Source organism: Okibacterium endophyticum (genome assembly GCF_054780075.1).
The window spans coordinates 300,480-321,999 of record NZ_BAAGXA010000012.1 but is presented as its reverse complement, the minus strand read 5'-3'; the positions used below and the strand labels follow the sequence as shown (position 1 = coordinate 321,999).

Genomic DNA, 21,520 nt, shown 5'->3' with positions numbered 1-21,520 from the left:
TTCATCTGGCGACCGTGATGTCGCCCCAGGTGGTGCGGGCACGGACCTCGACGGTCTCGTCTGTCGGGTCAGGGGCCGCATGGGCCTCGAGCTGGTTGCGGACCCGGCCGCGTTCCGAGCGGACATCGAGCCATGCGGCAGTGCCCTCACGGATGCCGATGTCGAGTGCGCCGTATGACGACTCGAGCAGCACGGAGCCGCGCATCACCTCGCCGATCCGCACGGCGCCGTGAGAGGTCTTGATCTCGACGGAGGAGTGAGCGCTGTCCACCGAGATCTGACCGTGGGCTCCCTTCGCCCGAAGATCGCCGAAGACCTCCTCGACGAGGGTGGATCCGTTGGTGTTCTTCAGGACGACGTCTCCATCTGCCCTTCTGATGCGGATGTCGCCGGTTCCCGTTGACACATCCGTCGTTCCTGAGATGTGGTCGACCGTGACGTTGCCCGCGCCGGTCTGCGCGTCGAGGTCTGCGACCCGCTCGAGACGGATGTCGCCGGCGCCGAGCTTCATCCGGCATTCGCCGAGGCGACCCTGGCCATGGAATCCGCCGGAGGCGCATTCGCCGCGCACACGGGAGCCGGAGGGCAGTTCGACGGTGATGTCGACCAATCCGTTCGAGCCGAATGGGGAGTACTTCCAGACCTTCGGGGTCTGGAGACGGAGTGTTCCGTCGGCGAAGCTCACCTGGGTCTGCTCGGCGGCCTTGGCGTCTGCCGACCGGCCTTGCCTGCGCGGGCTCACGGTGACGACGGTGTCGAGGCGATCGCTCGCGAGGAACGAGAGGTCGCCTGCGCTGACGTCGACGGTCACCGAGATCGGTTCTGGTGTGTTGAAAGTCGGCATAGCTGTGCCCTTCTTGTGTGGTGTGTGCGTTCAGCGGACGAGCTGAGCGAAAAGTGAAACGGCGCCGGGAACGGTGCGCTACAGCGGCTGTCGGGTCAGCGAACCCAGCCGGTGAAATGGTCGCTGGCGGCTGAGGGTTCTCTCTGGATCGGACGTTTTCCCTTCGGCGTGTCGAGAGCGGCGCTCACCGCGCGGACGAGCCAGGAGTTGACGGAGATGCCCTCTCGGCTCGCTGCCTCTTCTGCCCGCTGTTTGAGCTGGTCGGGCAGACGCAGAGTCGTTCGTGTCGTTGAGGTGTCGTCGACATCGGTCGCCGGCGCCTCGGCTGCGGCACCGCTCGGCGGTGCCTCGGCCGCTGTCACCTCGTCGAAGTGCGAGGTCGCCGGGAGCGTGACGACGAATTCGGGGTCGCGTCCGCGCAGGCGGACGTCGATTGAGCCCGGGGCGAGCTCACGGGTGATCTCCCCCGCAGCAGCAGAGAGCGCCTCGAGAAGAACAAGCCGCGAGCTGGCTTCGAGGGGCGCCGTCAGCCGTTCGGCGAGCGCCCTGGCGTCGTCGCCGCCCGCGGCTGCGGCGACCTCCAGCTGTCGTCGAAGTTCATCTGTGTACTGCGTGAGATCCATGACACCATGGTGACACCATTATGGTGTCATGTCAACCGTGAGGTGATGTCAAATGACACCACGTGGTGTCAGACGCGAGGTGTCAGACGCGAGGTGTCACCCTCGTGACGATCGATACCGGCTTGCGGAAGGTCCGGTGCCGCAGCCGCCAGACCAGCCACTGCACGGCGAGAGTCCCCGTTCCGGCGATGATCAGGCCGGCGAGGTTGATCCCCAGTTGACCGAGTGACGCAAGCGCTTCATCCCACGCTCCGACCGCGAGGGTCAGACCGATGGTGCCGACGGCGGGGACCGTGGTGATCGAGATGAAGACTCCGACCAGGGCAGACGACTTGGCCGTCGTCAGCGAGAGCACACCGGCGACTCCCGCCAGCAGCGCGATCACGAATGACCAGACGTCCGGTCGAACGATGAACTCGGTGAGCCTGCCCGTCGTCGCCCCCTCGACAGTGATGCCGCCGAAGGCATAGACGACCGACCAGACCAGCCACGAGACGGCCGCCCCGAGCGCGAACCCCACGAACAGCGTCGACATCGAGGGCAGGATCAGCCCGCCGCGTCTCCGGGCCAGGCCCACGCAGAGGGCGGCGATGGGCGCGAACTCAGGGCCGACGACCATCGCCGCGATGATGAGCACCGGTTGATCGAGGTATCGCCCGACACCTGCGATGAGGCAGGCGAGCACAAGAAAGATCGCGAACGACCATGACAGGCGGGAATTGCTGCGCGCGTCTGCTTCGATCTGCGCCCAGATGACCGCATCTGAGGGACTGCCGAGGGCCGAGCCCTCTGCCCTGTCCGCATCGCTCGAGATCACCGCGAGCGGCTCGCTCAGCCGGATGGATCCCGATTCGGCGATGCCGAGGGCCCGCAGCATGTCGATCGCCGTGTTCGCGTTCTCACGTGCGATGTCGAAGAGAAGAAGGTTCGCCGTGCCGCTCTGTGCCGCTCCCCGCACCACCACGAGGTTGGATGTCGTCGGGTCTGCTTCAAGCGCCTCGACCGCCGCGTCACAGGCATCCTGTGGGGCGATCACACTGACATGGAGCATGCGATCATCATGGCAGAACACGTTCGGCTGGCCGGTACCACGCGCGCCGCCGTCTTATGCCGGGCATGTGCTGGCCCGAGGGCCGGCGCAGTGCCATAGTGAACACATGAAGTTTCTGCTTCGCATCGTCATCAACGCCGTAGCGATCTGGCTCACCGCTCTCATCGTCGGCGGCATCAACGTGACACCGTTCGGCTCTGGCGACACACTGTCGTGGGTTCTCACCTATGTCGTTGTCGGCGTGATCTTCGCGATCGTCAACGGGGTGGTCGGAACAGTTGTGCGGATCGTGGCGTTCCCGCTGTACATCCTGTCTCTCGGCCTGATCTCGTTCATCGTGAACGGTCTGCTGCTGATGCTCGTCGGCTGGATCATGTCGTTCTTCGGCTGGGGCCTCACCGTCGAGGGATTCTGGTGGGGTGTGCTCGGTGCTCTTGTGCTGAGCATCATCAACTGGATCCTCACCGCCATCCTGCGACCCAAGAACAGGCGCTGAGGCGACGGGCTTTCGCATCGTGCGCCCGTCATCGTCTCACCGCACACGCTCTGCGCGGTAGTGGGTCGCCGTGCCAGATACGGCACCCGCACCAAATGCGGCACCCGCACCCGCGACTGTGGTGAGCACGGCGGCGACTCTCGGATCGTCGGATCCGTCGATCATCGCCGCGGTCTGCTCATAGAGTTCCATGTCATGCGCCGGCATGGCACCGGCCTCGGCGGGCGGGCCGGCGGGGAACGCCTGGCGCGACACCACCAGCCGGTCTGAGCCCTGCCCTCCGCCGAGCGGAACACCACCGAGCGCGGGAACCAGGTCGTCCGTGTGCTCGACGGCCAATTGCGCGACGGTCGAGGGAACATCCACCTGCCCGCTCGGTGACCCGAACGTCACGAGTGAGCCGACCGAATAGTCCCCTGACGACGCGATCCGGGCGGCGACGAGCCCTCCCTGCGAATGCCCGAACAGGGCGACGTCGTCTTCGGCAGAGATACCGGCCAAGCGCATGGCCTCTGTGGTCGCACGAACGGCGGCGGCATCTGCACCCGCCACGGCGGCGACGTTGCTCGTCATGTCGAACGGCTCATCGCTCGACACGGCGAAATCGGCGGTTCCGGCGATGTACACGGCGAAGCTCATGTTCCCCTCGGCATCGAGATACCTCTCGACGCGCACCTGCGGTTCTCCCGCCTCGGCGTCGGGGATGCGAGTCGCGGCGTCAGCGAGCGACACGGGAGGGGCCGCTGGCGTCGTCGACGCCCGCGACACGCGAACCGCCGTCTCGGTGAAGGCGTGTCTGCCGCCGAGGACCATCACGGCCGCCGCCGCGATGTCGAGCCCGACGATTCCGGCACCATGGTCGCCGAGTGCTCCCGCGAACGAGACGGGAAGCCCGCCGAAACCCATCAGCACATCGTCGGCAGACGAGACGAGCAGCCTGACCAGGTGCACTACGGCCGGGTTGGCGAGCAGGCCGTCCTGCCCGGCGAGAGCTCCGGCAAGGGGCGCACCGAGCACGGCTATGGCGCGTCTGGCCTCTGGCTGCCGCATCGTCAGCACGGCGAGCGCAATGGGCGATGCAAGCGGCAGCATCCCGATCGCTGCATTGCGCACGAGCATTCCCGCGGCGAATCCTGCCGCCGCGCCGAGCACCTGCCCGAATCCCGAGCTGCGCTGTTCGCCGACCTCATAGTTCTGCGCCGCCCGCTCGACGCGGGCAGAGAGCGAGCGCGAGACCTCTGCCGCTTCGTCCAGTCGTGACCGTGCGAGGTTCAACGGCCCCTCTGCGAGCCCGTAGCGCGCGGCGAGCCCCGAGTCGGCGGTGAGTGACGCTGCCCGGGATGCCTGAGCGGACCAGTCCCTCGCGTCACCGGAGAGGACCGCGAGCACGGCAGCGAGCTCGAACATCGAATCGGTGCTGACACTCGTCTGCCCTCCGTTCGACACGGTCAGCTGTCCTGCACTCGCGGCGTCCTGGCTCGTTCGTTTCGGGCTCATACGCCCGCTCCCGCTCGCACCATCGGCGTTTCCGCAGCGAGCGCGTTCACGTGCCTGGTGGCACGATCGCATTCCTCGAGTGCGTCGCGCAGGTGCACGATGCAGCCGTCGAGCTCATTGATGAGCTCGGCGGCGCTCACGGTGAACGCCGCATGGCTCTCGCCGGTCCACGCCGCGGTCCCGATACGCTCACTGATAAGCGAACGCGCCCGGATCGCGGCCGTCGTCTGCTCTTCGATGCGTCGCTTCTGCTCCGCCAGGATCTCGAGCACCAGCTGTCTGTCGGTCTCATCCAGCTCCTCCCCGGTCGCCATCGGGCCTCCTTCCGTCGAGGAGTCCAGGGTGGCGTGCATAACCGCCTGCATACGGAAGGGAACGGAATCTGTGCACAGCGGAACGTGCGCCTGGCGCTGTGCAGGAGCATCCGGAATCGCTGTGTGTCGAAGGTTCGACCGGGTATTGGGCATGATTGAGGGGGCGAGCAGATAATTGCTCTGCCGGCTCGGACCCTCGATCAGACAGGGAGTCACTCGTGACCTCACTTCCGCCACAACCCCTCAGCCCGCTCGATGGCCGGTACCAGGCCGTTGTCGAAGAGCTCGGGGAGTTCCTCAGCGAGGCCGGGCTCAACCGGGCGAGGGTGCAGGTCGAGGTGGAGTGGCTCATCTACCTGACCGACCACGGGATGTTCGGCTCCACGCCCCTGAGCGAGCGCCACCAGGCTCAGCTGCGAGAGCTCTACACCCGCTTCGGCCAGGCCGAGATCGACTGGCTGGCCGAGAAAGAGGCCGTCACCCGCCACGACGTGAAGGCCGTCGAGTATCTCGTGCGTGACAGGCTCTCGGCGCTCGGCCTTGACTCCATCGCGGAACTGACGCATTTCGCCTGCACAAGCGAAGACATCAACAACCTGTCGTATGCGCTCACCGTCTCAGCGGCTGTGAACCAGGTCTGGCTCCCGGGCATCCGCCAGGTGATCGACGTTCTGCGCTCGCTCGCACACGAGTACCGGGCCGACGCGATGCTCTCGCGCACACACGGACAGCCGGCGACGCCGACGACGATGGGTCGCGAGATCGCCGTGGTGGCCTGGCGCCTCGAACGCATTGTGAAGCAGGTGAACAGCACGGAATACCTCGGCAAGTTCTCGGGAGCGACCGGCACCTTCGCCGCGCATGTCGCGGCGGCGCCAGGCGCAGATTGGCCCCGCATCTCTCGTGAGTTCGTCGAGTCGCTCGGCCTCACCTGGAACCCGCTCACCACCCAGATCGAATCGCACGACTGGCAGGCGGAGCTCTACAACCGGGTGTCACACGCCAACAGGGTGCTGCACAATCTGGCGACGGACGTCTGGACGTATATCTCGCTCGGTTACTTCCGCCAGATCCCGCAGGAGGGCGCGACCGGCTCGTCGACGATGCCGCACAAGATCAACCCGATCCGCTTCGAGAACGCCGAGGCGAACCTCGAGCTGTCGTCTGCTGTGCTCGACTCGCTCGCCTCGACGCTCGTGACATCGAGGCTGCAGCGTGACCTCACCGATTCGACGACGCAGCGCAACATCGGCGTCGGCTTCGGGCACTCCCTGCTCGCTCTCGACAACCTGCGCCGCGGGTTGGGCGAGATCGACCTCGACCGCTCGGCTCTCGAGGCCGACCTCGATGCGAACTGGGAGATCCTCGGAGAGGCCATCCAGACGGTGATCAGGGCAGAGGTGGTGGCCGGGCGCTCGAAGATCACCGACCCGTACGCGATGCTCAAAGAGCTCACGAGGGGCAAGCGCATCGGGCGCGATGACCTGGTGGCCTTCGTCGAGAAGCTCGACATCGGCGAGGCCGCCAAGCGCCGCCTGCTCGAGCTCACCCCCGCCGGCTACATCGGCCTGGCAGACGAGCTCGTCGACCGCCTGCCGTAGCGGGCCGCACGATCGCGCTCAGTGCCCGCTGTTCTGCTCGTCGATGTCTCGCTGTTCGATTTCGCCCGGCTTGATCGACAGCACGAACAGCGCGATGACCACGAGCGTGACGATGAAGGCGACACCGGCGAAGATCGATGAGAGCACGAGGTCGCGTGTCGACATCAGCGCGATGAGCCCGGTGAAGACTCCAGCGATCGCAGCCATCACGAGCAGCTCGACGGGCTTGAGGATCTCCCGCCGTGACGGTTTGCGGGATCCGGGCTGTGGCGGCTTCTTCGGGGTCATCGCTGCATTTCTCGTCGTCTGGCGGTGGCGTGTGGAGCGGACGCCCACTTGAGCGAGAGCCCGCCGATGATGAAGTGAACGGCAAGGATCGCCGCATACGCGCCGAGAACTCCGACAACGACGACGGATGCCGTGAGCGCGCCCTCTACGTTCTCGATTCCGCCGTACTGCTGGTTGAGCCCCGGGGGAACCAGCAGGTAGGCCACGGCGAGCAGGATGGTCAGCGTGCCGGCGATCATCCAGTCGCGTGAGACGGCGCTATAGGCCGTGCGACGCGCGTGAAGGCCGCTGTAGAGCTCGAGTGCACCGGTGATGAGGGCCCAGATGATGATCACCGCGTAGAGCGCGGGGAGCGGCGACGGCTGGGCGGCGAAGACCAGGGCGACAACGGCGGCGACAACGGAGAGCGCGGCCTGGGCGATGAGCATCGAACGCCCCACGCGGTCCGCCCGGATGGGCCTCACTCCGAGTGACAACGTGACGATCGCGCTGACGGCGGCGAAACATCCGAAGACCGCGAGACCCCGTGCGGCGGAGTGGTCGGGCGAGAAGGTGATGACGAGTGCGGTGATCGCCGCGACGATCGCGCGGGCGATGGGAAGCATCCAGACTGCGCTGGGGACCGCTGCGCCTGCGGTTTGACCGGCATCCGGCTTCGCCACGGACACACCTCTCTCACGCGGAATCGAACGACCCCAGTCTATCGCCGCCGATACGTGCGGCCGACCGTGCGGCGGGCGATCAGGCCGGCGCGAGGTCGGCGAACCGCGAGTAGTGGCCGTGGAAGGCGACGGTCACGGTGCGGGTCGGGCCGTTGCGGTGCTTGGCCACGATGAGGTCTGCCTCGCCCGCGCGCGGGCTGTCTTTCTCATAGGCGCTCTCGCGGTGCAGCAGAATCACCATGTCGGCGTCCTGCTCGAGCGATCCGGACTCTCGCAGGTCGCTGATCGCCGGCATCTTGTCTGATCGCTGCTCCGGCCCGCGGTTCAGCTGGGACAGCGCGATCACGGGCACGTGCAGCTCTTTGGCCAGCAGCTTCAGTGCACGGGAGAACTCCGAGACCTCTTGTTGGCGGCTCTCGACGCGTTTGCCGCTCGTGAGCAGCTGCAGATAGTCGATCACGATCATCTTCAGCCCGATGCGCTGTTTGAGCTTTCGGCATTTCGCCCTGATCTCGACGAGGGTCATGTTGGGGCTGTCGTCGATGTAGAGCGGGGCGTCGTTGATCTTGCCCCTCGTCGAGGCGATCTTCGTCCAGTCACGCTGTTCGACAGTGCCCTTGCGCATGCTCTGCAGCGGCACGGCCGCTTCGGCCGCGATCAGGCGCATGGCGATCTCGCTCCGCCCCATCTCGAGCGAGAAGAAGATCGAGGGCATGTCGTTGCCGATGGATGCCGCCCGGGCGAAGTCGAGAGCGAGCGTCGATTTTCCCATGGCCGGCCTCGCCGCCACGATGATCATCTGCCCCGGGTGGAAACCGTTGGTGAGGTCGTCGAGCTCGATGAAGCCCGTCGGAACCCCTGTCATCTTGCCGTCGGTATGGCTGGCGGCCTCGATCTCGTCGATCGCGACGCCCACGGCGTCGCTCAGCGGAACATAGTCCTCGGTCTCGCTCGAGCCCGTCACCGCATAGATCTCGGCCTGCGCCGTGTTGACGACGTCGAGCACCTCACCCTCGCCGGCATAGCCCATCTGCACGATGCGCGTGCCCGCTTCGACGAGCCGGCGCAGCACGGCCCGTTCGGCGACGATCGACGCATAGAAACCCGCATTGGCCGCCGTCGGCACCAGACTCGTCAGGGAGTGCAGATAGTCGGCACCGCCGGCCCTGGACAGCTCACCCTGCTTGATGAGCTCGTCTGTGACGGCGATCACGTCTGTGGGCTCGCCGTGCGAATAGAGCGAGAGGATCGCGTCGAAGACGATCTCGTGCTTCGGAACGTAGAAGTCTGTCGCTCGAACGGTTTCGACGACGTCTGCCACCGCGTCTGCCGAGAGCAGCATGCCCCCGAGCGCGGACTGCTCCGCCAGCAGGTCATGGGGAGGAGTGCGCTCCGCTCGAGACTCCCCCGATGGCAGCTGGTCCGACAGTCCCAGATGAGCGATCGACACTCATTCCTCCTCGCAATTGTGAGCTCGTGTACGGCAAATTTCACCGAGATCGGCCCGGCCAAGCGGCGCTGTCATCAAGTAGACCAGCGACCCCCGACACCCCCACTGGTCGGTCAGATCGCAGCCGCGAAAATGGCGCTGCCTCACCATACGGAGTCGTCGCACCAGCCCACAAGTGCGCCTGTGGATAACTCTGTGGAGAGTTAAGGCGAAACGCCGGTGTCTGTGTGCAGAATCTGTGGGTAAAGCTGTGGAGAACTTAAAATTTAACTTTCTGTAATTCGCCGTGATCTGCGCTTTGTTTCTGAACACCCTGTGGGTATAGAGGTGTTTAGAGTTCTGCTTGAATGTTGAAAGGCTCGACGTTCACCTGTGCACAGATCTGTAAGAAAAGTGGCGCCGAAGCTTGACGCACGCCGCTCGCGGGGTGTAGAAACTACCCGACTGAGCAGACCGAAGAAGGTGCCCGAGCCGTCTTACAGAGGTGCCCGCACACACCCCGTACACACACACCGCACACACCACAGGCACCGCGCAGCTCCCGCGTCGCCACGGCCCAGAGGCGCGCCCCCAGACGTGTGCACGGCCGCACCGTTATGCACGGGCACACCGGATGCACGGGCACACCGGATGCACGGGCACACCGGATGCACGCCCCACACCGGATGCACGCCCCACACCGTATGCACGGCGCAGCTCGCGGCACGGTGGCAGCTCGCGGCACGGCGCGACCCACTGTGTGCCGGCACGTGCGCAAACGGGGCGACCCGCGCCGCCGACCATCGACACACCCGTTGCGCGGGCGCGATGGGGCCTCGTCCGCCCTGCCGGCACCGGATCGCGTCGGATCGCGTTAACGGTGTGAAGGCGGCGGGCAGACGCCCACCGCCTTCACACCGGGTGTTACTTGGCCGCGACCACCTGAAGGGTGATCACTGCGCTGAGGTCTTCGTGCAGACGCACGGTGGCCTCGTATTCCCCGACGGACTTGATGGCCGTTGGGATTTCGATCTTGCGCTTGTCGATCTGCCCGAGGCCGGCCTCGGCAACGGCGCCGGCGACATCCGTCGCTTTCACCGAACCGAAGAGACGACCCTCGGCACCGGCCTTGACGACCAGCTTGACCTTGGTGTTCTCGAGCGATGCCTTGAGCGCCTGTGCTTCGTCGAGCGTTGCGAGCTCACGCGCCGTGCGGGCGGCCTTGATCTGCTCGATCTGCTTCTCTGCACCACGGGTCCACGCCACGGCGAAGCCCTGCGGGATCAGGTAGTTGCGTGCGAAGCCGTTCTTGACATCAACGACGTCACCGGGTGTGCCGAGGCCTGTGACCTCGTGCGTCAGGATGAGTTTTGACATGTGGTTGCTCCCTAGCGGCCAGAGCCGGCGTAAGGCAGAAGTGCCATCTCACGTGCGTTCTTGACGGCACGTGCGATGAGACGCTGCTCCTGAACGGAGACACCGGTGATACGGCGAGCACGGATCTTGCCACGCTCCGAGATGAACTTGCGAAGAGTTGCGACATCTTTGTAGTCGATCACGCCGACGCGGATCGACTTCGCGGGCGCTGTTACCTTCGCGCCCTTGCCGCGACCGGGCTTGCGGCCCTGGCCACTTGACTTTCCAGCCATGGATTTTCCTTACTTGCGAGAGGCCGTGCCTCGCCGGCGTATATCGCCGGCGCCGGACGGCCCGTGAATATTAGAACGGAGTGTCGTCGCCGTATGAACCCGGCGTGTTCCAGCTGTCGACGCCCTGAGCCTGCGGTGCTGCAGGAGCACTCGCCGCCCATGGTTCGTCTTGGACCGCGGCAGGGCCGCGGCCTCCGCCACCGCTGGACTGGGCACGGGTCACCTGGGCTGTCGCATAACGAAGAGACGGGCCGATTTCATCGACGTCGATCTCGAACGAGGTGCGCTTCTCGCCCTCTTTCGTTTCGTATGAGCGCTGCTTGAGCCGACCGGTAGCGATGACACGGCTCCCCTTGGTGAGGGATCCGGCGACATGCTCGGCGAACTCGCGCCAGACGCTTGCGCGCAGGAACAGCGCCTCACCGTCTTTCCACTCGTTCGCCTGACGGTCGAACGTGCGAGGAGTGGATGCGATGGTGAAGTTGGCAACCGCCAACCCGTTCTGCGTATAACGCAGCTCAGGATCTGCGGTGAGGTTGCCCACCACGGTGATTACGGTCTCGCCGGCCATCGGGACTAGGCTTCCTCGGTCGCAGGCTCAGCAGCCTTGGGCTCAGCAGCCTTGGGCTCAGCGGCCTTGGGCTCTGCAGCCTTGGCGTCTGCGACGGCCTTGGCTTCAGCGGCGGCCTTCGCCTTCGGAGACGCGGCCTTGCGAGCGGCCTTCTCTTCTGAGCGCTTCTGTTCGAACTGAACCTGTGCAATAGCCTCTTCTGCACGCAACACCTTGGTGCGCATCACTGCTTCTGAGAGCTTCAGCTGACGGTCGAGTTCCTGTGTGGCCTCGCTCGATGCGGTGAAGTCGACGACGGCGTAGATGCCCTCGGTCTTCTTGTTGATCTCGTATGCCAGGCGACGACGGCCCCAGATGTCGACGTTGTCGATGGTTCCACCATCGGTTCTGACGACATTGAGGAACTTGTCGAGGCTCGGTGCAACCGTGCGCTCGTCAATTTCCGGGTCGAGGATGACCATGAGTTCGTACTGATGCGTCACTAACCCACCTCCTTCGGACTCGAACGGCTGCAGACTGTCTGCAGCAGGAGGGTTCTAGCATCGATGCGCCGTTTGATCTCAGAGTGATCTCGCCCGGGCAACTGACATAGCTTACCGCACGCTCACCGCGGATGCGACCGGCATCCCCTGCATCCGCTACTGCGGCGGTCCAACCTCTCACATTTTCACCTGTTTCGGACATTGTCACTTCGCGTACCGAGTGAAAACATCCGCGAGGGACGAAAACCCGATAGTCGTCCGTGTGCTCGGCAACCCGGCACCGTTCAAGAGCACAGCCAGGCGGCTCGCGTCGAGCGCATCAGCCCACAACCAACGCACCATCGACCAACCACGTGCGCGCATGCGGTCTTCTCGTTGTTTCTCGGCCCAGACGATGTCTTCGATGGATGCTCCTCGAGTGAGTTGTCCCCTGGTGTATTTCGTATATCCGTCGAACTCACCGAGCAGGCGAAACTCTGGCCAGGCGAAGTCGGCATATCCGACGAGCCCTCGTTCGTCGTCGACCCGGTATTGCAGAACCGGCGGCGGAAAGCCGTGTGTCAGCATCCCGACCCTGCTGAGCGACTCACCGGGTGACTCGGCAAGATGTGTCGAGAGGCACAGGACAGAACGAGCGCGACGGGTCCCCGGCGCGGTTCCCAGCGCCGCCAAGCGATCAGACAGCTCTATGAGGGCCCGCGCCCCCGCGTCGCGTTCTCGATTCCGACGCGGTGACAGCCTGTGCAGCTCTGCGTCGAGCAGCATAACGGATGCCTCGGTGCTGTTCGATCTCGCGACGTCGAGAACCGTTCGCAAACGGGACGTGGCGAGCATCCCGCCGACCTCATCGACGTCGTCGGATGCGACGACTCCCGTATGCCATGCGATGCCATTCTTCGAGGAGCGGCGGCTGCCGTCTGTGGTCGTCGCATGCACACTCCGAAGATCACGCGTCAGCACCGGGTATCCCCAGAGGAGGGCGGCCGATGTATGAGAAAAGACCGGCGCCGCCCGTCGTGTCTCGGCGACAGCTCGTATGTGGAGCAGGTGACGGTCGTGCTCCGACAGCTCTGCCCAATGGTCGGTGTCCGCGTATACGCCGGGTCGTAGGCGGACCGCCGTTCCCCCGGCGTACTCGCGTCTGAGCTCTCGACCGTCCGCCCCCACCAGCGCGTTCGAACGTGAGAAGAGCAACGCCTTGTGGTTCCGCGGTTCATCTGGGCTCATGAGTCCAGCGTCGCGTTCGTCGGGCGATCGATGGTGTGCCGGCGCTGATCTGTGCACAGGGTGTTCGCTGATGTTGCCTGTGCAGAACACGGCGAGTCCACGTGCCCGACACGTGTTTTCATCTGCTTCGGACGTTTTCACCCGGCATGCGGCGTGAAAACGTCCGAAGCAGGTGAAGAGGCGGGCAGAGGGCAGCCGGCAGAGGAGAGGGCGAGACCGCTACCGGGTGATCGCCGCATTCGCGGCATCCTGTGCCCGTTGCAACCCGCTGGCGGGTTCGAGCTCGCCGGCGAAGACCTGGCGCACGATCGGGTCGTAGGCCTCGAAACCTGCCTCGAAGCTCGATCCGGCCGGTGCGGGGATCGAATCGTTCTTGTCGATCACGTCGAAGAACGGGTCGAGTTCGATGTCCTGCTGCTCCCAGTAGTCGAAGTAGGTCTTCTGCGCGCTCTTCACGGCGGGAACAGCAGCACCGGATTCACCCAGATACGCGTTGCCCTCCGCGGAACCGAGCCAGGCGAGCACCTGCTTCACCGCGGCAGGATGCTCGCTGTCGGCATTGCCCGCCGCGATGATGCCGTTCGTCACCGAGACCCTGCCCTCGGGACCGGCCGGTATCGGAGCGACGCCCCACTCGAACGCCGCCTCGTCTGCGATGTGCTTGAGGTTGTAGAGACCGGACTGGAACATGGCCATGTTGCCCTGCACGAACTGGTCGCGGCTGAAGTCCGAATCGTCATTCGTTTCTGTGGCGCTCGGGGCCACCTTGGCTGTGTGGATGGCGTTGACGAGGTACGAGACGGCCTCGACCGATTTGGAGCCGGCGAACGCGAACCGCTCGCCGTCTTGGAAATCGCCGCCGTTCGATCCGATATAGGGCAGCAGGATTGCCTGCAGGTCATAACCGATGTTCGTGCCGTACTGCACGGGAGTGCCGTCGAAGCCCTCTGTGGCGGCGTTGACCCCGGCTGCGTCGACGGTCAGTTGCTGCGCGACCGGCAGGAAGGTGTCTTTCTGGGGGTCTGGCGACCACTCGAGGTCTCGCAGGGTCTCGGCAGAGACATCCGCCGCCTCGAGCAGGTCGGCGTTGTAGTAGACGGCGCTTCCCGCGTCGTACAGCTGGGGAACTCCCCACAGCACGTCGTCCCTGGTGAACTCGTCGACGACAGACGGCTCCCAGTCCTGAGCGGCGTCGGCACCGACGGCAGCAGAGACGTCGACGAGCTTGTTGCCGTCTGCGTACGCCTCGAAATAGGAGTTGTTGAGCCAATAGACGTCGTCCATCGTCTTGTCGGCGACATCGGTGCGCAGCTGCGTCCAGTAATCGGCCCAGTCGACGACGTTGACGTTCACCGTGATCGTCGGGTTCTGCTCTTCGAACGCCTCGAACGACTGCTCGTACCCTTCGGCGACTGTCTCGTCCCACAGCCGAAAGGTGATAGTCGTCTCTTCGGATTGCGCCGGGGCAGCGATGGCGCACCCGACGAGGGCAAATGCGGATGCCGCGGCCATGCCGGTGGCTGCGAGGGTACGTCTGAACATTCGGGTCCTTCGATGGTGCGAGACCGGGTGTCCGAACGAGTGATGTCGACCTCGCTGCGCGGCATCGGCTATGCGCATGAACGGCCACGACGCGGCGGGCTAGGGGTGCCGCCGCCACCACGAGCGTTCGAAATGCCCGGAGCGTGAGAGTGGCAGGTTAGCATCTGCGACGGGCAGGCCGCGAGCTCACACGCCTCTCACCGGCGCATCACAACACAACGCGAGGCCGGATCTCGCCGGAGCAGAGACCCGGTTCCCACCGGATCAGCACCCGGCATCAGATGTCGTCGTCACCGTCGTCTTCGTCGAGGAGCGCGGCCTCCTGTTCGAGGGGAGCGCCTGGAGTCGCGTGTCGCAGATGCTCCTCGGCCTCGTGTTCGGGGGACTCGAAGGGGTTGCCGGGCGTTGTGTACTCCACGTCGTCCCCGGCCCCGTCGCGCTGCTCGAGCGGGGGGCCCGTCGTGGCGTCTCTGTCATCCTCTTCGTCGCGGTACTGCTCGGATTCGAGTGGTTCTCCCGGCGTTGTGTACTCGGGCTCACCGCTGTTCCTGCCGCCATTGTTCTCGCTCATGATGCCGAGGCTACGCCGGGTGGGGGTGTGACGAAAGGGGGTGCCCGCTCTTCGGCGACCGGTTCAGCCGAATGTCGCGTCGAGGGCAGCCGCCAGGTCTGCGATCAGGTCGTCTGGGTCTTCGAGACCGACCGAGAACCGCAGGTGGCCGAGGCGCTTGAACTCATCCGGATAGAACGCCACTCGCGGGCCGGCATCGTCTCCGCCGGCGACGTGCACGATGAGCGACTCGTCGTGACCGAGCGAGACCGCGGAGGTGATGAGCCTGAGGTTCGAGACGAACCGGTTCTGGGCGGCGGAGTCGCCGTCGACGGCGAACGCCATCATGGCTCCGAAACCGCGACCGCCGAACTGCCGCGCGGCAAGCGCGTGCTGCGGATGCCCCGGGAGTCCCGGGTATACGACGTATGCCACGCGCGGGTCGGCCTCGAGGAACTCCGCAACCCGCTGCGCGCTGTCGAGGTGCTGCCGCAGTCGCAGCGGGAGCGTCACGGAGCCGCGCATGATCAGCCAGGCGTTGAACGGCGAGACGACCCCGCCGACGTCGACCATGGCATCCGATCTGATCTCGGCGATGAGGTCGCGGCGGCCGATGACGGCTCCGCCCATGGCATCTCCGTGACCGTTGATGTATTTGGTGAGCGAGTGGACGACCAGGTCGGCGCCGTGCTCGAGCGGACGATACAACGGCGGCGGCGTGAAGGTGGAGTCGACGCTCAGGAGGGCACCCGCGTCATGTGCGATGCGCGCCATGGCCGCGATGTCGGTGACCTTGGTGGTCGGATTGCCGATCGCCTCCACGTGCACAAGCCGTGTGTTCGTCCGGACGGCCGCCCGGACGGCATCCGGGTCGCTTGTGTCGGCGAATGTCGCCTCGATGCCGTATTTCTCGGGGAGCAGCTCGGTGAAGAGCCGGTAGACGGCCTCGTAGGTGACATCGCCGACGACCACGTGGTCACCCGTCTTGAGCGTCGTGAAGAACACTCCGTGCAATGCGGCGACCCCGCTCGCCAGGACCACGGCCTCGATGTCGTCGCCGATGTCGTCTGCGGCGAGGTCAGTGGCACGCGGGCGCTCGAGGGAGGCGAGTTTCTGCTGCAGTCCGAGCTGGTTCACACCCGAATTGCGGCTGTAGAGCGGCTGCTCGGTTCCCGACCAGCTCATCGTCGAGGGATCGTCAGGCAGCTCGTAGGAGTTCGCCATCACGATCGGGGTGCGGATCGCCCCGAGCCCACCCTGGTTCCCCGCGTGCACGGCCCTGCTCGTGAAGCCGAGCGTGGACGGGTCGTGCTTGTCGGGGCGGGGCGAGGCAGTCATGGGTTCAGGCTAAAGCAGACCGCCGACCCCGCGCTCGAGTGTGACGACCTGTGGCGACGGAGTGGGTCCGGATCGGGGTCGCCGGCTCGCGGGATGGACCCGCCCGTGGATCCGCCGTCAGCCGTCTGCCCCGCCGTCACCCCGGCTCGGGGTCTGCCGGCCGGCCCACCATGCTCGCAGACGACGCTCGGCCTCGGCCTCACCGAGAACACCCTCGTCGAGACGCAGCTCGAGCAGCCACGCGTACGCCTCGCCGACCTCTCGCCCCGGGCGGATGCCGAGCACCTGCTGAATCCGGTTGCCGTCGAGTTCTGGCCGGACGGCATCCATCTCTTCTTGCTGCTGCAGTTCGGCGATGCGCGTCTCGAGGTCGTCGTACGCGAATCCGAGCCGATCGGCCTTCCGCCGGTTGCGGGTGGTCACGTCTGCGCGAGTGAGCATGTGCAGCCGTTCGAGGAGCGGCCCGGCGTCGCGCACATAGCGCCTGACCGCCGAGTCCGTCCAGGTGCCCTCCGTGTATCCGAAGAAGCGCAGGTGCAGCTCGATCAGGCGCGCGACGTCTTTGATCGTCTGGTTGTCGTAGCGCAGCGCGGAGAGGCGCTTCTTCGCGAGCTTCGAGCCGACCACGTCGTGGTGATAGAAGCTGACGGCGCCGCCCGGCTCGAGCCGGCGGGTGGCCGGCTTGCCGATGTCGTGCAGCAGCGCCGCGAGCCGGAGCACGAGGTCGGGGTCGTCGCCCGGGTGCCGTGACCTCTCATAGTCGATCGCCTGCTCGAGCACGGTGAGCGAGTGCTCGTACACGTCTTTGTGGTGGTGGTGCTCGTCGATCTCGAGCCGCAGGGCGGGTATCTCGGGCAGCACGATGTCGCAGAGGCCCGTGTTCACGAGCAGCCGGATGCCGCGGCCCGGCCGGTCGGTCAGCAGCAGTTTCGAGATCTCGGCCCTGACGCGTTCGGCCGACACGATCTCGATGCTCGCGGCCATGTCGTGCATGGCGCTCTTGGTCTCGTCGTCGACCCTGAAGTCGAGCTGGCTCGCGAAACGGGCGGCGCGGAGCATCCGCAGGGGGTCGTCGCCGAAGCTCACCGCCGGAGTGCTCGGGGTCCGCAGCACACCCGAGAGCAGGTCTTCGACACCGCCGGACGGGTCGACGAGCTTTGTGTCGGGCACCCGCAACGCCATGGCGTTCACCGTGAAGTCGCGACGCTTGAGGTCACCCTCGAGGGAATCCCCGAATGCGACGACGGGCTTGCGTGTGACGCCGTCATAGGCATCCGCGCGATACGTGGTGATCTCGACGGTCTCGACGAGCGGCTCGCCCGATGCCTCGCGCACGCTGACGCGCGCGCCGATGGTGCCGAACTCCCGCCCGATGTCCCAGTGCGCGTCTGAGATCGGAGAGACGACCTCGAGGATCTGCTCCGGCGTCGCATTGCTCGTGAAATCGAGGTCGTGCACCTCTCGGCCGAGCATCGCATCGCGCACGGGCCCGCCCACGAGAGCCAGTTCGAAGCCGGCGTCGGCGAAGGCGCGCGCCACCACGTCGACAACGGGAGAGGTTGCGAGGGCGCGCAGGCGCTCCAATGACTCCGCCATGCTGACCATATTCTCCATCGTACTTGGGCGTCGGGTGCCGCCGGGGTCGACGCCGGGCCGTGCGGGGTGGGAGGGTGGAACCATGCTCGACGAGGCCACCCTCACCGGTCGCGAACCCGGCGTCCTGATGACCGCGCGGGCGAGCGGCGACGCGGCGGTTGTGGTCGAGGCGTCTGGCGGTGACGAGGATGCCCGCTGGCGCGCGGTGCACGGGCTGCGGCTCGGCCTGCTCGAGAGCGGGTTCCCGGGCTTCGTCGACCTCGTCTCGTCGTTCGAGCACGTGCTCGTCCAGTTCGATCCGGCCGTGACCGATGCCGCCGAGGTGCTCAGCGCACTCCGCGACCGGGCGGCGGATGCGGGCGTGCGGCATCCGCCCGCGCCTCGCGTCTTCATCGTCCCGGTTGTGTTCGGGGGAGGACACGGCCCAGACCTCGACGCGCTCGCCCGTGCGCACGGGCTCTCACCGGGTGAGCTCGTCGATCGGGCGACGTCGGTGGACTTCACCGTGCGTTTTCTCGGAACAGCCATGCAGCCGATGTGCGCCGGCTCCGTCGTCTCGGACCCGGTCGCGAGACAACGGACCCCGCGCACGCGTCTGCCAGGGGGGAGCATCGGGCTCGCCGCGCACACGATGACGATCTATCCGTTCGACTCCCCCGGCGGCTGGCAGCTGATCGGCCGCACACCGCTCACCGTCGTCGATCTGGCGCGGGACCCGGCCGCGCCGTACGACCCCGGGGACATCCTGCGGCTGCGGGCGATCACCCCGGACGAGTGGCACGAGCTCGCGGCCCGCCCGCTCGAAGCGGATGCCACGGCGCAGAGCGGCGGGCGCTCACCGAGAACCGCGACAACAGGACGGGCAACGGGAACGGTTCCGAACACGGCGCGTGCCCGGGCGACGGGCGCGACTGCGACGAGCGGACACCTGCGCGCGGGCGTCCACACCGGCGCACTGCGGGTCAGCCGACCCGGCTACGCCCAGTTGCAGGACCTCGGCCGCCCGGGGCACGAGCGCGACGGCGTCGGGGTCAACGGCGCTGCGGATCAGATGGCGGCCCAGCAGGCGAACATCCTCGTCGGCAATCCACGATCGGCTCCCCTGATCGAGGCGACGCTGCTCGATCTCGAGCTCACGGCAGAGTCGGATGCACTCGTCGCCGTCACGGGCGCACCCTGCGAGGTCTCCGTCGACGGCGTTCCCCGCCCGCGCCTGACCCCGCTCCCCCTTCGTGCCGGCCAGCGGATCGCGATCACGGGAATCCACGACGGCACCCGCGTCTCGCTCGCGATCGCGGGCGCCGTCGACGCCCCCACACTGATGGGGAGCTGCGCACCGGACCCGGTTGTCGGCTTCTCGACCCGTCTCGCAGCCGGCGACCTCGTCCGATTCACCGGGGACTACCGCGACCACACCGACCCGCTCTTCGGGCAGCCGCTGTTCCGGTTCGCCGTTCCCCGGCGAAACACACCGCCGGTATGGAGTGTTCCGGTGACCACAGCGACAGAGACAGACGAGCTCGTCGGAGGCATCGGATCGATCACGGCGAAGACGTTCACCGTGTGCGCGCAGAGCGACGCCGTCGGCATCCGCCTCGAGGGGGAGCCGATCACGCGGACCACCTCTCGTGAGCTCATCTCACGGGGTATCCCGGTCGGCGGTGTCGAGCTCGTTCCGACCGGGGATCTCATCGTTGTGATGCGCGGCCGCTACATCACCGCTGGATACCCCGTCGTCGCCGCCGTCACTCGCGTCGGGCTCAGCACTCTGGCGCAGGCGGAACCGGGCAGGCGCGTGCGGTTCGAGCTGCAGTCACGGGCGGATGCCTCGGCCGACTGGCGACGTCAGCTCGCCGCGCTCGACGACCTCGAGCGACGCGTCACAACAGCCTTCAGAGCCGCGGGGGTGCGCCCTTCGCTCTGACGCTTCTGACGCTTCTGACGCTTCTGAGGTCGGGGGCTCAGCTAGGGCGCGGGACGAACCTCTCGAAAACGCCGTACGCGATCACACGTTCAGCAGTGGAGTAGAGCGGGTTGCATGCCGTGAGCGTGATGTACTTGCCCGCCGGCTGCTCCGAGCCGCGGGGAACCGCATTCAGAACGTCGACCGCCGACGGCTGCACGTATTCGCTTGCGCGGTAGCGATAGCTGTACCAGCCCTCCGCCGTCTCCACGATCATGGCGTCGCCGATCACCAGGTTCTGGATGTTGAGGAACGGTGCGTGGTACGAGGTCCGGTGCCCGGCGATCGCGAAGTTCCCGTCACCGCCGGGGAGCGCCGTTCCCGGGTAGTGCCCGACGTTGCTGGCCAGCACACTGTGCTCGGCGGTGCCCTCGGCGATGGTGGCCGTCCAGTCCGTGCCGAACCGCGGGATCCGCAGGGTGCCGATCTGCTCACCGGTTCGCAGGGTGTTCACCGCTGTCGTCGCAGGTGGGCCGGGATGCGTGGCGGCGCCGGATGCCGTTCCGACGGTGGCGCTGTTGACGAACGCGTTCTCGCGGACCGTTTCGGACGAGACAGTGACCGGTGCAGCGACGCCGGGCGCGGCATCCGTGCCCGTCGCACCGTGCGCGCCGTCGTCTGCAGAAGCTGCCCCCGCGGCGCCGAATGCGAGGGAGAGGGCGAGGACCGCGCAGGCGATGCCGTCACCGCGCGACGGCATCGACGATCGTGTGATGCGGTGCGGTCGACGTGTCAGACCGGTCATGGCTCCATCCCTGGGGTACAACGCCGGTTCGGCGTACAGTCACAACGGTACGCACTGTCGCCGTCGACGGCAATCGCCCAGAAGACGGCAATCTCACACAAGAGTCAACGAGGCTGACCGGAGGCACCATGGATGACGACGAGAAACGCCACGATCAGCTGACCACCGCTCCGAAGTCGGACGACCGCGACGCCGCGCCACGGATCGATGTGAGCGAGCCGGACGAGGGGGTCACCCGGGTCGACGTGCGCGACGATGCGCCGATCAGGCCGGGTAAGGCTGAGTAGCGACCCAGCGACGATCAGCGGATCGACACGTCCGGGTCAGCGAGTCAGCGGATCAGCGGATCGACACGTTCGGGTCAGCGAGTCAGCGAGACACCGAATGTGGCGAGCACACCGAAGACGACTCCCCAGACGATGATCGAGATGATCTGCCAGAGGATCACAGCGTTTCGGTTCGCACCGAACGAGACCATCGCGGCCGACGTGATCTGGCTCGGAAGGATCGTCTGCCCGAGCAGGCTCACGCCGGCGACTCCGTACTTGTCGAACTGGGCGCGGAGCTTCTGGCGTCGCGGTGATTCTTCTGGTGCGGCATCGAGGGTTGCGACATTCCGCGCAGACGCTCTGCGCGTGGTGACCGTCGAGCGGACCCGGTGCGCACTCATCACGAAGATCAACATCGAGACGACGTTGCCGACCACCGCGGCGAGAACCGCGAGAACCGGGTTGACTCCGATGACGACTCCGATGACGGAGCCGAAGTACGACTCGACGAAGGGGATGGCTGCGACGATCATCACGCCCAGCCACTGGAACACGGCCGGGAACGACGAGGTGAAGTCCTGCAGTGCGTCGATCATATGGTGAGCCTTTCGACGTTCGTTGTGAGGTCCTGCCGAAGCGGGCGGCCTCGTGGTGACGACTCAATCCTTCTCGACCGCGTCGAGGAGGACAACGGCGTTGTGTCATCGTCTCAGGGGCGTTTTCGCCCGCCGCCCCATGACAAATGTCATTGCTCTACGCTCAGAGCATGCCCCACCCGATCCG

22 protein-coding genes and 1 pseudogene are annotated in these 21,520 nt (G+C 66.2%); 4 read left to right on the top strand and 19 right to left on the bottom strand.

Annotated elements, in window-relative coordinates:
- Position 1: 1 nt before the first annotated feature.
- The 3 genes from ACYVF5_RS15560 to ACYVF5_RS15550 form a co-directional block, all read right to left on the bottom strand.
- On the bottom strand, positions 2-844 hold the full coding sequence (locus tag ACYVF5_RS15560; RefSeq protein WP_460948050.1) for a DUF4097 family beta strand repeat-containing protein: 843 nt from the start codon (positions 842-844) through the stop codon (positions 2-4).
- A 95-nt stretch (positions 845-939) separates the two neighbouring features.
- Positions 940-1,467 carry a histidine kinase gene (locus ACYVF5_RS15555; RefSeq protein ID WP_460948048.1) on the bottom strand — a complete coding sequence of 176 codons (528 nt, stop codon included), beginning with the start codon at positions 1,465-1,467 and terminating at the stop codon, positions 940-942.
- Between the two features lie 82 nt (positions 1,468-1,549).
- Positions 1,550-2,518, bottom strand: a complete 969-nt coding sequence (locus tag ACYVF5_RS15550; protein WP_460948046.1) for a DUF389 domain-containing protein — start codon at positions 2,516-2,518, stop codon at positions 1,550-1,552.
- Between the two features lie 106 nt (positions 2,519-2,624).
- On the opposite strand from ACYVF5_RS15550, the gene ACYVF5_RS15545 reads away from it, so the two are divergent.
- Positions 2,625-3,014, top strand: a complete 390-nt coding sequence (locus ACYVF5_RS15545) for a phage holin family protein (RefSeq protein WP_460948044.1) — start codon at positions 2,625-2,627, stop codon at positions 3,012-3,014.
- Positions 3,015-3,050: 36 nt separating this feature from the next.
- On the opposite strand, the gene ACYVF5_RS15540 is transcribed toward ACYVF5_RS15545, so the two are convergent.
- Positions 3,051-4,511 carry an alpha/beta hydrolase gene (locus ACYVF5_RS15540; protein WP_460948042.1) on the bottom strand — a complete coding sequence of 487 codons (1,461 nt, stop codon included), beginning with the start codon at positions 4,509-4,511 and terminating at the stop codon, positions 3,051-3,053.
- Complete coding sequence (locus ACYVF5_RS15535; RefSeq protein WP_460948040.1) at positions 4,508-4,825, bottom strand: hypothetical protein; 318 nt, start codon at positions 4,823-4,825, stop codon at positions 4,508-4,510. Before ACYVF5_RS15535 ends, ACYVF5_RS15540 begins: the two co-directional genes overlap by 4 nt.
- Positions 4,826-5,043: 218 nt before the next feature.
- On the opposite strand from ACYVF5_RS15535, the gene purB reads away from it, so the two are divergent.
- The gene (gene purB / locus ACYVF5_RS15530) at positions 5,044-6,426 is read left to right on the top strand and encodes an adenylosuccinate lyase (RefSeq protein WP_460948038.1); all 1,383 of its coding nucleotides are present in this window, start codon (positions 5,044-5,046) and stop codon (positions 6,424-6,426) included.
- A gap of 18 nt (positions 6,427-6,444) precedes the next feature.
- On the opposite strand, the gene ACYVF5_RS15525 is transcribed toward purB, so the two are convergent.
- The 12 genes and pseudogenes from ACYVF5_RS15525 to ACYVF5_RS15470 form a co-directional block, all read right to left on the bottom strand.
- Entirely contained in the window at positions 6,445-6,714 is a 270-nt protein-coding gene (locus ACYVF5_RS15525; RefSeq protein WP_460948036.1) for a hypothetical protein, read from the bottom strand.
- Positions 6,711-7,376, bottom strand: coding sequence for a hypothetical protein (locus ACYVF5_RS15520; RefSeq protein WP_460948034.1), 666 nt, complete (start codon positions 7,374-7,376; stop codon positions 6,711-6,713). Before ACYVF5_RS15520 ends, ACYVF5_RS15525 begins: the two co-directional genes overlap by 4 nt.
- Before the next feature lie 79 nt (positions 7,377-7,455).
- Positions 7,456-8,826: a replicative DNA helicase gene (dnaB, locus tag ACYVF5_RS15515; protein ID WP_460948032.1), complete on the bottom strand. Its 1,371-nt coding sequence runs from the start codon at positions 8,824-8,826 to the stop codon at positions 7,456-7,458.
- Between the two features lie 903 nt (positions 8,827-9,729).
- The gene (rplI, locus tag ACYVF5_RS15510) at positions 9,730-10,182 is read right to left on the bottom strand and encodes a 50S ribosomal protein L9 (RefSeq protein WP_460948030.1); all 453 of its coding nucleotides are present in this window, start codon (positions 10,180-10,182) and stop codon (positions 9,730-9,732) included.
- Between the two features lie 11 nt (positions 10,183-10,193).
- On the bottom strand, positions 10,194-10,454 hold the full coding sequence (rpsR, locus tag ACYVF5_RS15505) for a 30S ribosomal protein S18 (RefSeq protein ID WP_460948028.1): 261 nt from the start codon (positions 10,452-10,454) through the stop codon (positions 10,194-10,196).
- Positions 10,455-10,524: 70 nt separating this feature from the next.
- Positions 10,525-11,025 (bottom strand): single-stranded DNA-binding protein, encoded by a 501-nt coding sequence (locus ACYVF5_RS15500; protein WP_460948026.1) that lies wholly within the window; start codon positions 11,023-11,025, stop codon positions 10,525-10,527.
- A gap of 131 nt (positions 11,026-11,156) precedes the next feature.
- A pseudogene (rpsF, locus tag ACYVF5_RS15495) lies at positions 11,157-11,486 on the bottom strand (30S ribosomal protein S6); the annotation flags it as partial.
- 225 nt (positions 11,487-11,711) lie between these two features.
- Entirely contained in the window at positions 11,712-12,734 is a 1,023-nt protein-coding gene (locus ACYVF5_RS15490; RefSeq protein WP_460948024.1) for a hypothetical protein, read from the bottom strand.
- 219 nt (positions 12,735-12,953) lie between these two features.
- Complete coding sequence (locus tag ACYVF5_RS15485; protein WP_460948022.1) at positions 12,954-14,276, bottom strand: ABC transporter substrate-binding protein; 1,323 nt, start codon at positions 14,274-14,276, stop codon at positions 12,954-12,956.
- A gap of 277 nt (positions 14,277-14,553) precedes the next feature.
- On the bottom strand, positions 14,554-14,847 hold the full coding sequence (locus ACYVF5_RS15480; protein ID WP_460948020.1) for a hypothetical protein: 294 nt from the start codon (positions 14,845-14,847) through the stop codon (positions 14,554-14,556).
- A 63-nt stretch (positions 14,848-14,910) separates the two neighbouring features.
- Positions 14,911-16,164: a trans-sulfuration enzyme family protein gene (locus ACYVF5_RS15475; protein WP_460948018.1), complete on the bottom strand. Its 1,254-nt coding sequence runs from the start codon at positions 16,162-16,164 to the stop codon at positions 14,911-14,913.
- 117 nt (positions 16,165-16,281) lie between these two features.
- On the bottom strand, positions 16,282-17,769 hold the full coding sequence (locus ACYVF5_RS15470) for a CCA tRNA nucleotidyltransferase (protein WP_460948016.1): 1,488 nt from the start codon (positions 17,767-17,769) through the stop codon (positions 16,282-16,284).
- On the opposite strand from ACYVF5_RS15470, the gene ACYVF5_RS15465 reads away from it, so the two are divergent.
- On the top strand, positions 17,759-19,684 hold the full coding sequence (locus ACYVF5_RS15465; RefSeq protein ID WP_460948014.1) for a 5-oxoprolinase subunit B/C family protein: 1,926 nt from the start codon (positions 17,759-17,761) through the stop codon (positions 19,682-19,684). The genes ACYVF5_RS15470 and ACYVF5_RS15465 overlap by 11 nt on opposite strands.
- A gap of 37 nt (positions 19,685-19,721) precedes the next feature.
- Here ACYVF5_RS15465 and ACYVF5_RS15460 read toward each other — a convergent pair whose 3' ends face one another.
- Positions 19,722-20,468 carry a class E sortase gene (locus tag ACYVF5_RS15460; RefSeq protein ID WP_460948012.1) on the bottom strand — a complete coding sequence of 249 codons (747 nt, stop codon included), beginning with the start codon at positions 20,466-20,468 and terminating at the stop codon, positions 19,722-19,724.
- A 128-nt stretch (positions 20,469-20,596) separates the two neighbouring features.
- Here ACYVF5_RS15460 and ACYVF5_RS15455 point away from each other — a divergent pair, with 128 nt between their 5' ends.
- A complete protein-coding gene (locus ACYVF5_RS15455) occupies positions 20,597-20,755 on the top strand; it encodes a hypothetical protein (protein WP_460948011.1) in 159 nt (52 codons plus the stop codon).
- Positions 20,756-20,829: 74 nt separating this feature from the next.
- Here ACYVF5_RS15455 and ACYVF5_RS15450 read toward each other — a convergent pair whose 3' ends face one another.
- Positions 20,830-21,333, bottom strand: coding sequence for a hypothetical protein (locus ACYVF5_RS15450; RefSeq protein ID WP_460948009.1), 504 nt, complete (start codon positions 21,331-21,333; stop codon positions 20,830-20,832).
- Positions 21,334-21,520: the final 187 nt, after the last annotated feature.

What these genes read in the sequence shown, in the direction of transcription:
- ACYVF5_RS15560 (WP_460948050.1), bottom strand. Translation starts at nt 844, where the DNA reads ATGCCGACTTTCAACACACCAGAACCGATCTCGGTGACCGTCGACGTC.
- ACYVF5_RS15550 (WP_460948046.1), bottom strand. Translation starts at nt 2,518, where the DNA reads ATGCTCCATGTCAGTGTGATCGCCCCACAGGATGCCTGTGACGCGGCG.
- ACYVF5_RS15475 (WP_460948018.1), bottom strand. Translation starts at nt 16,164, where the DNA reads ATGACTGCCTCGCCCCGCCCCGACAAGCACGACCCGTCCACGCTCGGC.
- ACYVF5_RS15545 (WP_460948044.1), top strand. Translation starts at nt 2,625, where the DNA reads ATGAAGTTTCTGCTTCGCATCGTCATCAACGCCGTAGCGATCTGGCTC.
- rplI (WP_460948030.1), bottom strand. Translation starts at nt 10,182, where the DNA reads ATGTCAAAACTCATCCTGACGCACGAGGTCACAGGCCTCGGCACACCC.
- ACYVF5_RS15455 (WP_460948011.1), top strand. Translation starts at nt 20,597, where the DNA reads ATGGATGACGACGAGAAACGCCACGATCAGCTGACCACCGCTCCGAAG.
- ACYVF5_RS15490 (WP_460948024.1), bottom strand. Translation starts at nt 12,734, where the DNA reads ATGAGCCCAGATGAACCGCGGAACCACAAGGCGTTGCTCTTCTCACGT.
- ACYVF5_RS15555 (WP_460948048.1), bottom strand. Translation starts at nt 1,467, where the DNA reads ATGGATCTCACGCAGTACACAGATGAACTTCGACGACAGCTGGAGGTC.
- ACYVF5_RS15525 (WP_460948036.1), bottom strand. Translation starts at nt 6,714, where the DNA reads ATGACCCCGAAGAAGCCGCCACAGCCCGGATCCCGCAAACCGTCACGG.
- ACYVF5_RS15470 (WP_460948016.1), bottom strand. Translation starts at nt 17,769, where the DNA reads ATGGTCAGCATGGCGGAGTCATTGGAGCGCCTGCGCGCCCTCGCAACC.
- ACYVF5_RS15460 (WP_460948012.1), bottom strand. Translation starts at nt 20,468, where the DNA reads ATGACCGGTCTGACACGTCGACCGCACCGCATCACACGATCGTCGATG.
- ACYVF5_RS15465 (WP_460948014.1), top strand. Translation starts at nt 17,759, where the DNA reads ATGCTGACCATATTCTCCATCGTACTTGGGCGTCGGGTGCCGCCGGGG.
- ACYVF5_RS15500 (WP_460948026.1), bottom strand. Translation starts at nt 11,025, where the DNA reads ATGGCCGGCGAGACCGTAATCACCGTGGTGGGCAACCTCACCGCAGAT.
- ACYVF5_RS15480 (WP_460948020.1), bottom strand. Translation starts at nt 14,847, where the DNA reads ATGAGCGAGAACAATGGCGGCAGGAACAGCGGTGAGCCCGAGTACACA.
- rpsR (WP_460948028.1), bottom strand. Translation starts at nt 10,454, where the DNA reads ATGGCTGGAAAGTCAAGTGGCCAGGGCCGCAAGCCCGGTCGCGGCAAG.
- ACYVF5_RS15540 (WP_460948042.1), bottom strand. Translation starts at nt 4,511, where the DNA reads ATGAGCCCGAAACGAACGAGCCAGGACGCCGCGAGTGCAGGACAGCTG.
- ACYVF5_RS15485 (WP_460948022.1), bottom strand. Translation starts at nt 14,276, where the DNA reads ATGTTCAGACGTACCCTCGCAGCCACCGGCATGGCCGCGGCATCCGCA.
- ACYVF5_RS15535 (WP_460948040.1), bottom strand. Translation starts at nt 4,825, where the DNA reads ATGGCGACCGGGGAGGAGCTGGATGAGACCGACAGACAGCTGGTGCTC.
- ACYVF5_RS15450 (WP_460948009.1), bottom strand. Translation starts at nt 21,333, where the DNA reads ATGATCGACGCACTGCAGGACTTCACCTCGTCGTTCCCGGCCGTGTTC.